At 56.4% G+C, this 11956-nt stretch carries 7 protein-coding genes and 1 pseudogene; 1 reads left to right on the top strand and 7 read right to left on the bottom strand.

The annotated features are described in order from the left end of the window. The 5 genes from V6B97_RS16565 to V6B97_RS16545 form a co-directional block, all read right to left on the bottom strand. Positions 1 to 302, bottom strand: a 302-nt coding sequence (locus tag V6B97_RS16565; protein ID WP_333507633.1) for a transposase family protein, incomplete at its 3' end; no start/stop codon positions are given. 292 nt (positions 303 to 594) lie between these two features. Next, a complete protein-coding gene (locus V6B97_RS16560; protein WP_333507632.1) occupies positions 595 to 1557 on the bottom strand; it encodes a WYL domain-containing protein in 963 nt (320 codons plus the stop codon). Between the two features lie 825 nt (positions 1558 to 2382). Next, positions 2383 to 4464 (bottom strand): 3'-5' exonuclease, encoded by a 2082-nt coding sequence (locus V6B97_RS16555; protein WP_333507631.1) that lies wholly within the window; start codon positions 4462 to 4464, stop codon positions 2383 to 2385. Beyond that, positions 4464 to 5111, bottom strand: a complete 648-nt coding sequence (locus V6B97_RS16550; RefSeq protein ID WP_333507630.1) for a hypothetical protein — start codon at positions 5109 to 5111, stop codon at positions 4464 to 4466. Before V6B97_RS16550 ends, V6B97_RS16555 begins: the two co-directional genes overlap by 1 nt. 13 nt (positions 5112 to 5124) lie before the next feature. Further along, complete coding sequence (locus tag V6B97_RS16545) at positions 5125 to 6894, bottom strand: DNA methyltransferase (RefSeq protein ID WP_333507629.1); 1770 nt, start codon at positions 6892 to 6894, stop codon at positions 5125 to 5127. Between the two features lie 44 nt (positions 6895 to 6938). On the opposite strand from V6B97_RS16545, the gene V6B97_RS16540 reads away from it, so the two are divergent. Continuing rightward, positions 6939 to 8176, top strand: a protein-coding gene (locus V6B97_RS16540) for an IS3 family transposase (protein ID WP_333507628.1) whose coding sequence is annotated in 2 segments (ribosomal slippage) — positions 6939 to 7284 and positions 7284 to 8176 — 1239 coding nt in all. Because the reading frame shifts where the segments join, the coding sequence is not laid out codon by codon here. On the opposite strand, the gene V6B97_RS16535 is transcribed toward V6B97_RS16540, so the two are convergent. After that, a complete protein-coding gene (locus V6B97_RS16535; protein ID WP_333507627.1) occupies positions 8139 to 9221 on the bottom strand; it encodes a DNA methyltransferase in 1083 nt (360 codons plus the stop codon). The two genes, V6B97_RS16540 and V6B97_RS16535, sit on opposite strands and share 38 nt — an antisense overlap. A gap of 2 nt (positions 9222 to 9223) precedes the next feature. Beyond that, positions 9224 to 11830, bottom strand: a pseudogene (locus V6B97_RS16530) (BPTD_3080 family restriction endonuclease); the annotation flags it as partial. Between the last annotated feature and the right edge of the window lie 126 nt (positions 11831 to 11956).

Raw genomic sequence — 11956 nt, 5'->3', positions numbered from 1 at the left:
AGGGTGAACCCGCTGCCAGGCCGTGCCCATGGGACATTGACGCGCTTGAGGCCATGTTCCGGGCATCTCACTCGGGGGACACGGGCCTTGATCAGGCAGTGATGCTGGAAGAAGTTGAGATGCCGCCCGCTAACCTCCGCAAAATCATGGGCCTTACAAGGCGCACAGCACGCCGGACACGGGTAACGCTCACCTATCGCGGCCTCGGCCTCAAAGCGAAGCTCGCTAGGCGGCTTTGAAAGGTCCAAGGACTGACCTACGACGCGCCAAGAAGCCGTGTTGTCAAGACTAATGCTCAACAAAGATTCATTGCCTCCGGCATGTTACCTCACGAAAAGTCCAGAAGCTACGAGACGCCATAAAACAGATTCACGAAAGTTGAGTTACACACCTTGCGTCGAAGTATCACATAATACAGATGACACTTTTTGCGCCGCAGTCTTTGCAAGTAATTGTGCATGGCCCTTGCTTTGGATATGGCGACACGGTGTCAAGCATTGCGTTCAGCCATTTAAAAGGTGTGCGCATACAACTTCCCAGTGACACTCTTTTAGAACCACACTTTGGGCAGACAAAGCCTCGATTTATCACGGCTCACTCCAAATGGGTTTGCTCTTGGGCTATTTCATTGAACGCGATGACAGTCTCGCCAAAGCTTCTGATCCAAGCTTTCAACTCAGGCTCACTTCGCGTTGTAATTTCGAGAACAACGCTGCCATCCTCTCTGTCATCAAGATGCTGGACATCTGCCCACGTACGCTCCCGGATATAATCCGCAACCGCTTGTGAGAAATGGATTCGGAATGTCCTTGGCTCGTGCCACGGCAACCCGAAGGTATTTTCTGTAGAGCTTGGCAAGTCGAAAGAAAAAGAATGCTCTGTCAGTCTTGCCTCAAGAATGCGGTGGACTGCCAAGTTAGTCAGATGCTTGATGGCGCTATAGTCTTCGGTCACTCCAGCACCCAAAGCGTATAAGACACCGTTCATACTGGCTATACGCCCAGGGGCAAAACGGTGCTCCTTGACTTGCGCTCGACTGCCGGCCTTATAGCGCACCAGACAGATTCGACGGTTTTCTGCAGCTGCGATCAGGGTTTCAATGACTCCAAAGTGGTTGGAATAATTGATGCGCCCCTTGGAACAAAATGTGAACTGCTGTTGCGGGATAGAGCCATTTTCCCCATTGCCACGATCTGCCATCAAAATTGAAAGATTCAAGATGGAATCGTCGATGCGTTGGAGTATGTTGTGTGGAAGGGTGGAGGCCGCGAGATCCCGACACACGCTAATGTAGCGTAGTTCTTCGAAACGAAGACCAAGGCAGTGCTTGTTGGATGTGCGGAGGCGGTACCATTTCCGGCGATTCTCGGTACCCATCTCAAAATTGGTTCCGACGACTGACTCGATGCTCTGGGCGAGGCGCATGACGACTTGCGGCGAACAATTCAGGCGATCTGCAAGGTCTTTTTGAAACTGCCGCCGCCCATCACACATGAGTATTTGAAACATCCGGAGAAGCTTGACTCCCGGTGTCGCGTCATCCTTTTTTGGGGGCATCACCCTCTCCAATCTTCATGGCTGGCTTAGGCCGTGTCTAACGTCCAGAAACAAAAAACACTGTGGTGCCGATTTACTACGCAATTCCTGTATGACACCATAACACGCTTTGTCTATACGCATTTTTAAAGTTGAGTTTTTGCATCAATTTTTCAAATATGTACAGTTGCATCATCTTTACAACACAGCAAGCACAATCTATGCGCCAAAAGCGTCAGAATCAACTGTGATACTTTCATGTTTCCGAGTGTTCTTGCTCAAAAAGATGGCGCAGCATTGCCATTGAGTCACGCATGCTGCGCCATCAAACGATACAACCTGACAAGAGGCTACCCCTTAAAACGCTGCCGCCCCTTCAGGAATACGCTGTTCGGACCTGCTAGCCTCAATGGCCTCATCGTTGCTAACCGGAGCTAGATCTTCGGAGTTGTCATCCCCTCCACTGCAAGTTGACGTACACGTCGAGTCGAGAGCGGTTGCCACGGCAATAAGGGTAACAGCGGCGACAGCACCCCCCAAGAAGTAACCAAGCTTACTCATATGCTCCTCCTCCCGAGTTAGCGGGTTTCGAAACCGTTCGTCACGGATTAAGGTAGAAGCTAAGCCAAGTTCATTCCAGAATCTGCATTGTTGCCTTGAGTTTTTTTATGAGGACGTGCGCGAATAATCTGGCTTCATTCCCAATCAGGCTCCTTGCATGAGTAATCTATCATCAGCAAAAAGGCTCAAACATAAGCGGTTGTTTTAACGAAACATTACTGCTCAAGCCCACAGGTTGCTTTATGGGCGCATAGAAATCCTCGGCTTCTCGGTGGACTTAAAAGGTCAAGGCTGAGTGGCAAAGTCATCAATAAATTCAGAGCCGGGTGCGGTGCAGCTCACAAGTAAAAAGTCGCGAGCGCGTGTGCAGGCCACATACAACAAATGCCGTTCAGTCTCGTAGACTTCCTCAAGGTCGGAGGTGTCCGTCACGGCCTCTATGCGTTCTTGCAACGGAATGACCTCGTCATCGCATGCCATTACCACCACAGCTCTAAATTCCAGCCCTTTTGCAAGGTGCATAGTACAAACGGACGCTTCGCCGGGGGTAACGTCGAGTTGCTCGTCAAGCACACGGAACGGAATCCCCGCCCTCTGAGCGGCAGCCGTCGCACGCTCAAGCTGAGCCACTGACCGGACGAATATCCCAATCTCTGAGGCTGTTACGCCTTCTTTAACGCGTTCAGATATCCATTCAGCGACCTTTGAAGTCTCTTGGTCTTGGGTGTCAGCAATCAGAATTGTCGGTTCTGGGCCGTTGAAAACAGATGTAGTGCCTCTTCTGTCGTCTATATTTCCGTCCACATCGGCAACGGTGGGCCCAAGAAGCCGGTCCGCGTGCTCACGTATCTGGTGCGATGTCCGATAATTCACCCGAAGGGTTTGACAACGTCCACGCACCTCAACGCCGAGAGACTTCCACGAAAACGGCAACTGGAAGATCCGCTGACCAAGATCGCCGGCAAAAAACAATCCATTCTGTTTACTTGCGCCCAGCGCCGCGAGAAACCGCAGCTGCGGCACGCTGACATCCTGCGCCTCATCAACCACCACATAGTCAAATGGCGACACCTTAAGGCTGGTCAGATAAGTGGCCAGGCGCGTAAACAGCCCCGCCCGCGTCACTTGGTTTTGTTCGGTGAGGCCAGCCAAGACAGCGCTGAACACGTCCCAAAGCGCTTTTCGCATCTTTTCAGGCAGACGTGTTTTCCTGCCAAGCCGGGCCACATCGCGGTATTCTTCCCAAGTCGTCAGTTGCCAAGCGTCAACTACTTCTTCCCATTCCGACAACACAAACTGCTCGCTCTGGCGGATGTCTGCGTGAACCGAAACCGCGCGCTTGAGCAACGTTGCGACGGTCTCCCGGTCTGCCACGCGAAGTCTCCCGAGCCACAGTCGGTTGAGCCGTTCGCCAAGGCCATCCATGGCATGGACGTCAATGCGCTCACCGAGCCGAGGCTCATTTCCCGCAAGCACTTTGAGCTTGTTTCGCAGGGCGTTCGCAAGCAACTCCGAAAAGGTCGTGAGAAGTACCCGGGCGTCCGGGTCCTTTCGGGCGAGGTTCACAGCCCGATGCAGAGCAACGATGGTCTTGCCAGTGCCCGCCGAGCCGGATACCCGGGCAGGGCCAGAAAAGTCCCGCTCCACGGTCTGACGCTGTGCCGGATGCAGAAAAACAGTCCACTTCTCCCATGGGAAGTCGAGTGCCCGTTCCAGTTCTTCGACATTTGCAACTACACGGAAACGCCGCTGGGCGTCCGGGTGGTCGAAGGGGGCGAACCTGCCAATCTCCGTTGCAACCGCCATCTTCGGCTGTACGCCCGTGGCCAGAGCAAGCAGGGCTTCTGCAGCCTCAGCAGGCAGATGATCGGCAAGGTCCAGAAGTGTGTCCTCGGTTGCCTGACGGACAGCCCCTAGCCAGTCCGTAGGCACACCGTAGCTGAGCAGATCTTCGTCAGAGACCTTGGCAAAAAGCAGGGGGGCAGCCGGGGTGACGACAGAGGGCACCTTCCAGCCAAAACCGTCTACATTTTGAACAACTTGCTGCAATTCAACCAACTGCGCAGCGCCCGTCTTAGGATGCGTTTCAAGCTTGCGCACCTCTGCCCAGCGGTAAGCCTGCTCGTGATGATCGACGTAGCAGAGAAGTAGGCTGGCCTGCGTTCTGTGGACGATTATCCGCACATCCGCATTTACCCGCACCGACCAGAAATTCTTGTCGCGCGCATGGGTCAGCTTGTGGAAGCTCATGCCCGGGTTGGCCGGGTTGAGCTGAAGGTCGAAGGCGGTGGTCTTCACCGCTTTCTGCTCGTCGCCGGTCAAGCGGCGAAGGCTGTCGGTGAAGGTGTCGGCTATGCGGAATTCCATCAGGCCCCCTTGGACTTCGCCTTTGCAATTGTTTCAAGGGCCTTGACGGCTCTCAACTCTATGCTGTCATTGGCCACGGTGCCCATGAACGACTCAATATCCACATGGCAGACGTTTGGCGGCATAAGTTGCCCTTCGAATTCATATTTGCACGTAATGGTAATAGTGCTTGAGCCCAACATCTTCAGCAAGCCACCGGGCTGCCCCCAGCTAATAATTCGGCTCTCACCAGGCCCCAGTGCTGGAATTCCCGTTGTGAATGGCCCACGGTCAATAGGTTTCGCCTCTTCGCCAGTCTCTTCGTCGAGTCCATAGGCGATAAAAAGAGGGCGAGATGTTTCGAAGGTTACGTTCGTTGCCAGCCCATGGCCGATATTCCGGATTACAAGTTGAATGATCATCGGACGATTCTCGTCATGAACTGCCGTGACGATGACGTTTGGCCGCGTCTGGCTCTCTCGTGTCTTCCGTGCTTCTTTAGCGAGAACCCAGGTGTACCGAGCCAAAACCGCCGTCAGCACAACCAAGGCGAATGCACTTCCGGCACTGACAATATCCGTGACGCTCGTAGAAGAAGTCGCCTGTGCGACTCCTTCCCGAACGATCTCGGCAATTTGCTCCGTCGTCAGTGAAACCTCGCCTGCCATGTCGCCTCCTGTCCTACACTCGGAACACCTTCATGACCTCGTCGCCGAGGTGGTTGATGACCTTCACCGCAATGCGACCGTTTTTGGGCTTGTCGAAAGGCCTAGACGTGTCGCTATTGAGCGTCTCCCACGCATCCGCGTTGATTTCCGCCTTGAGGGTGGTCTTCAGAGCCTTGTAGGGATCGTTTGCGCCAAGAAAGTAGGCGTGCCGGACGAAGAAACTCTCTTCATTATAGTCCGTGTCGATGAACCAGCAGGCGATTCCATCCGGGCCGTCGCTTCGCACTTCGCCCGAATTCGGGTGGAAGACATCAACGCCCTTCACCTTCACCTGAATCTGCCCGTCCTTGGTCGGGATGATGTCGATGTCCGGCTCGCCGAAGATAACGAAGAGGTTGCCCTTGCCGGTGTTCTTGAGCTCGTCGGACATGTGCAGGTCTGCGTTTATCCGCGCCTTGAGTACGGGGATGCGTCCAAGCTTCGAGAATTCCGTGGAATGCGCGTCGTAATTGAAGGCGCATGCAATGAGCACGTCAAAGCCCGCCTCTCCGGCCTCGCGCGCGGCTTCCACCAGGTCGGGGCGGGAAACGGTGCCGAACTCCGGCCCGATGAAGACGGCGGCACGTTTCTCCGGCCCCTGCCCGCCGCCCTCCGCGTAGCGCCCTTCGGCGCAGACCCTGTCGCCCGGCCACGGCACAAGCGAGGTGAACGTAATTTTATCGTCCTTGCGCGACTGCTGGACCCCGGCGGTCTTCAGGTTCTCCAGAATCATCTGCACGAAGTCCTGCTCGCCACCTGCCGCCTGCCCCTGCTTCGCCGGGTCGATGAGGTCGTCATTCTCGTCCACGGCCAGCACGCGGTGCGGAGACAGGCTCTCTACTGTGAACGGACCGGCCACGCGGACCTTCTTCTTGTCTTCGTAGGGTTTGTCGTAGAGGTACTCGAAGTCGGCCTTGGCGGCGATGGACGCGTCCATTTCCTTCTGCCGGGCAATGCGTAGTTGCCACCAGCGCTTGTGGGCTTCCTTCGCTGTCGGCCCCCACTTCTCGTCGGCCTCGCGAGGGATTTCCCACTCCTGCCAGCTGCTGCCGAGCGCCTTGTTCAACTCGGCCCGAAGCGGCTCAAGGCGCTGCTGGTACTTCTCCCAGATGACATCAATCTCGGCGTTGTTGGCGATGGACTTCAAGGTGATGTGCGGCACGCGCTCGTAAACGAATCCGTGGCGGATGTCGCCATAGGTCGGCTTGCTGGAGGGTGCGGTGTTAGCGATTTCCGCTTCTTTGAGCTGCCCGTCCTTGCTGTCGGCCAGCAAGTAATATGAATACCGAGCGCCCATGACGCGCGCGCGGGCCAACGCCAGCGCCACGCGGGAAGTGTCGATGGTTATCCAGCGCCTGCCCCACTGCTCGGCAACGTAGGCCGTCGTGCCGGAACCGCAGGTGGGGTCGAGCACAAGGTCGCCGGGGTCCGTCGCCATGAGAACACATCTTTGAATAGCTTCCGCCGCAGTCTGCACAACGTAGATTTTCCCCGTCGCGGTGCCAATGCCCACATCATCCCAGTAGTTTGAAAGTGGCGAATTCTCATAATCAGCTGAAAATCTTTTAAAACACAGTATCGATGTTAGGCCGATGAGCCTGCTTGCGCGGCCAAGCCGGGTGAGTCCTTGGCGAGATGTCGACCATCCTCTTGTAGTTGAAGGCTGGAATGTGCGGCCAGCGTGCTCAAAGGTGAAACGACTTGATTCAGAACCAGTTTGCGATGTCACTGGAGTAGCCCCCATTTGGGCCGGACACCCCGCCAACGATAGGAGATAGGTCTAGCCCTATGTCCAGACCTAGTGCTAACGGGGGAGCAGTGGTGGAAGTGTTGACCACAGCCCAGCGTCGACGTTGGACGGTGGCGGAGAAGGTTCAACTGGTCCAGGAGTCGTTGCAGCCGGGGATGAACGTCTCGTACGTCGCCCGCAGAAACGGCCTTTCTCCCAGCCAATTGTTTCGCTGGAGGAAGCTCATGAGCGACGGAGGCAAGACCGCTGTCCAAGCGGATGACCAGGTGGTCGGAGCCGGAGAAGTTCGGGCGCTCAAGAAGCGTATACGCGATCTGGAGCGGATGCTGGGCAAGAAGACCATGGAGGTCGAAATCCTTCAGGAGGCGTTGGAGATTGCGCGCGAAAAAAAACTGATCTCGCGCACTCCGTTGCCCTGGGAGGACGGTTCCCGATGAAGCGTGTCGCCGAGGCGCTGACGGTCTCGCGCTCCAGGCTGGCCGAAAGAGTGAAAGACCCAGCTCGGGAGCGTCCGCCCCGCTACTCCAAGGCTGAGGACGAGGTGCTGTTGCCCCTGATTCGGGACATCATCGACCATCGGCTGACCTACGGCTACCGCCGGGTCTGCGCGGTGCTGAATCGTCGCCTGGTCCAGGATGGTCATGCGCGCGTCAACCACAAGCGCGTGTATCGGATCATGCGCCTTCATGGCCTGCTTTTGGCCAGGCACAAGGGCTACCGGCCAGACCGCAGCCACGACGGCAAGGTCATCACCCTCAAAAGCAATCTTCGCTGGTGTTCAGACGGGTTTGAAATCCATTGCGACAGTGGCGAGGTGGTGAGGGTAGTCTTCGCCCTTGATTGCTGCGACCGCGAGGCCATGGGGGCCATTGCGACCACGGCGGGCATCAGTGGGCAGATGGTGCAGGACTTGATGCTGGAGTGCGTAGAGAAGCGGTTTGGGGTCGTGAAGGCCCCGCAGCCCGTCGAATGGCTCTCGGACAACGGCTCTTGCTACACGGCCAGGGAAACGGTGGCGTTCGCGACACTGTTAGGCCTGCTTCCGCGCTTCACGCCGGTGCGCAGCCCGGAAAGCAACGGCATGGCCGAGGCCTTTGTGAACACCTTCAAGCGGGATTACGTGCATGTTCACGCCCGTCCTGATGCGGCAACGGTTCTGGCCCAGCTTCCCGGCTGGTTCGAGGACTACAACGAGAGGCACCCCCACAAGGGCTTGCGGATGAAATCCCCCAGGGAATTTATCCGCGCATCAGCAACCGCAGGGTGTCCGGTTTAGCAGGGGCAACTCCAGTCACATTGTCTGTTCGAAATCGTTTTGCTGTTTTTTTCTCCTCTGCAGATAATGCTTCTCCGGCGCTCGCGCTGAACTCGCGACCATCAGTGAGCTGATAATATGTGTAATTTCGTTCCTCGATTTCGGCGCTCTTCCTGGTGTTCAAGCTACGAAATTTCAATTGAGAACTGTCACGGCCGTACCACAAAAGATAGTCAAAAGTCGCTGGAATGAATGCCGAAGTCTGTCCAACCGTTTTTTTGAACCCAATGCACCTCACCAAATTTTCCGAGCCAAACACTTCGTCAAGTAGGGCACGAACGAGATGCATGTTTTCTTCGCCTATCTGCACAAAGATGGAGCCAGAGGCGGTGAGCAAATCACGAGCGACAATCAACCGGTCACGAAGATAAGTCAGGTAACTATTAATGCCATCGCGCCATGTGTCACGAAAAGCCTTAACCTGCTCCGGCTCGCGGGTGATGTGGTCGACCTTGCCGTCCTTTACGTCGCGGCTGGTTGTGGACCACTGGAAGTTTGAGTTGAATTTTATGCCGTAAGGCGGGTCAAGATAGATGCACTGGACCTTGCCGCGAAGCCCTTCGCGTTCGGCAAGGCTCGCCATGACCTGAAGCGAATCTCCCAGAATCATGCGGTTGGTCCAGTTGGCGTCGTGCTGGTAGAATTCAGTCTTGGCATCCTCGGTCGGCAGACCATTGAAGTCGGAAAAAAGGTCATACTGTGCCTGTTTGGACTTTTTCTCTTCCTTCGTTCGACGCATCAAGTCGTCAATGAGCACCTTGGGGTGCACCTTTTCCTGAATATACAGCGGCGGTGCATTCACCACGAGGTCCGACCAATCCTGTTCGTCTTTCCCTCGCCACATGAGTTGAGGGTCGAGGTCGCGGTTGCGCTCGTAGCGCACCTGCACCGGCGCCTTGTCACGTTCGGTCATGATGGACTGGTATTCGGCCGTAGGAATGTTCTTTCGACTAGCGTCACCATGTGTGATGGCTTCAACTGTCTTGGGGGTAGAGGGCTTGGCCATGGTTATTTATCTCCCGCGCCGGGGGCGGCGATTTCTGCAATCATGCTGTTGACCGAGGAACGGACCTTGTCCGCGAAGTCAGGCTCCATACGCAGCACCTGCGTCAGTTCCGTGAATGCCCAGCGCCCGTGGGTGCCAAGGCTGTTCACGCCCGGCACCCAGTACGTCTCCATGGTCGCCTTCTTGTCCTTGGCGTCCTCTGCCCGGTAGCCTTTCACCTCTACCACCAGGTTGAGCAGGTCTTCGCGCCCGTCATCCACCTGTACGATGAAGTCCGGCAGGTAGCGGCGCATCTCAGAGCCAAAGCGGTAGGGCACCTCGAAGCCGAGGTTGTGGTTCTTCACGTAGGCTCGCACACGGGGGTGTTCTTCCACTACGCGGCAGAACTCGGCCTCCCAATCGCTGTCGAGGATGGCCCAATTGATATGGCAGAGGTTCGGACTCGTCTGCCACCGAAGCGTCTTGGTCGTATTGAAGGCGACATGCCGCGTGCTGCCAGTGGGGTTGTAGGGATCAAGTACGGCCTTGACCGGACACGTTTCACTGTGCGCACTTGTGATGGCGTTGGTGATTCGTTCGCAGGCGATGTCGGCCAAAGATTGATACATGAGCTGCGCCGGGAAGGTGCCACCCTCACACACAAGGCAGGTGTCGAGCCATTCCTTGGCGATACGCTTAAGTTGGCCGAAGAGGTGAAGCTTTGGCTCCGTGTTCGGGTCGCGCCATTTGGTGTACAGCAGGCGCTGGGTAAGGTGGAACAGAAGCGTCGAGCGGCGCAAGTCGCCAGTGTGGACAAGATTAAGGTCCACTCCCTCGCCAATGATGCCTTGCGTTCGCGTGCTGGTTGCACCGACCTGTTCCGGCGTCAACTTGAGCACGGAGTCTGCGTTGAATTTCGCGGTGAGCCGCTCTTCCGGCAGTTCCACGCGGTACCCGGCGACGTTGGGGAAGCGGATTTCAAGGTGGTCGCGCTCCGGGCTCATGGCCTTCACGTGGATGGTCACACGAGGCTTAAGCGGCTTCACCGGCACGGACTGCGCCGTAAAATCGAAGGGGATGCCGAGCACGTCGGCGTATTCCACATTGAAGAGCCCCTCGTCGTTCAGGTCATAGGCCTGACGCCGAAGGGCACGGCCGATAACCTGTTCGCACAAGAGCTGCGTGCCGAAGGCGCGGACGCCGAGCACATGGGTGACGGTGTTCGCATCCCAGCCTTCCGTCAACATGGACACGGAGACGACGCACCGGATAGAGCCGCCCAGCCTGTCCGGCTTGCCCACGGTGTTCATGACCTCGCGCAAAAGGTCGTTGTCTGACAGATTCTCTGCCTGTCGCGGGTCGCCCGTTCGCTCGATGATTTCGCGCCGGAATCGCTCGATTTCATCAGCGGCCATTTTGCGGAAGTTGTCATCAAGGGCCTCGCCCGCTTCAAGCTGCTCGCTATCAATAAGCAGGGTGTGAGGCCGGGCCAGCGGGTTGCCGTGGTCGTCAAAGTTGCGGAAGAGGGGCAAACGCCCGTTTTCCAATTCGGTGGTGCCGTCCTCATTCTCGCGGAAAAAACCGGAGATGTAGTCGAAGACAAGCTTTGACGCGGCCGTGTTGTTGCACACGACGATGAAGCACGGCGGCACATCAATGCCGGCGTCCTGCCAAAGTTCGAAGGTCTTCTTGTAATGCCCGTAGAGAGCCTCCAGTGCCGTCTGCAGCTCCGGTGGAATGCTCAACGGATCTAGCCCCTTGGCCTTGCCGCGCCCTTTTTTGGGCATCTTCTTTCGGATGTGTGACCAGAGATTGCGGAACATGGGCATGTCCGCGCCGGGAATGTTATCTGAGATAGGAACACGTGGCAGTTTGACGATGCCGCATTCGATGGCATCCATCAGCGAAAAATCGCTTACGGTCCACGGAAACAAGGTACCCTCTGCGTAGCCGGAGCCTTTCAGAAAGAAGGGAGTAGCAGACAGGTCGAAGACGCGAGCCACTCCAAGCTTGCGATTCACCATTTCCAAGCCGGAAATCCAGAGACGAGCGGCCTCCTTGTTCTGTTCGGCTTCCTGCTTGTCATCGGCATCCAGCGCTTCTTCCGGTTCGCCCGGTTTCTCCCGGTAGCAATGGTGCGCCTCGTCGTTGATGACGAGGATGTTCTTTAGTCCCATGAGGTCAGGCATGACACGCTGAATCATCTGACCCTCAGTTTCCAGTGTGGCCAATTCAGGGCCACGCCCTTGCAAGAGGGCCCGCCCACCTTTGGATACTTCAAGTCGTTCGCGAAGCTTGAATGCGTGGTAGTTTGTGATGACGATTTTTGCCTTGCTCAAATCAGAGAGCATATCAGGCGGCACCAACTCGCGACTCTGGTAGTAGCTGTCCGGATCATTCGGCTGCAGCACTCGCAGGCGATCCTTGATGGTCAGCCCTGGGGCAACAACAAGAAAACCACGCGTAAACTTTTTGCTGCCGGGATGACGAACGGCATTTAGCGTCTGCCAAGCAATGAGCATGGCCATTACCGTTGTCTTGCCTGCCCCGGTGGCAAGCTTGAGTGCAAGGCGCAGCAGATCGGGGTTGGATGCGGTGCTGGCTTTTTTGAGGTGCTCTACGAACTTTTTTCGGTTCCTCGACGCGAGACGTGGAAATCAGCTTTCTTGACTCTCCTTCCTGACGCATCGTAGCCTTTCCCTTTGCCCAGGAGGGAAGGAGCCGTGGAAGCTAACGATTTACTGACGTTGGGCCTT

This window comes from Nitratidesulfovibrio sp. 1201_IL3209 (assembly GCF_036763125.1).
Taxonomy (GTDB): Bacteria; Desulfobacterota; Desulfovibrionia; order Desulfovibrionales; family Desulfovibrionaceae; genus Cupidesulfovibrio.
Note: the sequence above shows the minus strand (reverse complement) of the source record. Positions and strands in the feature narration are given on the sequence as shown.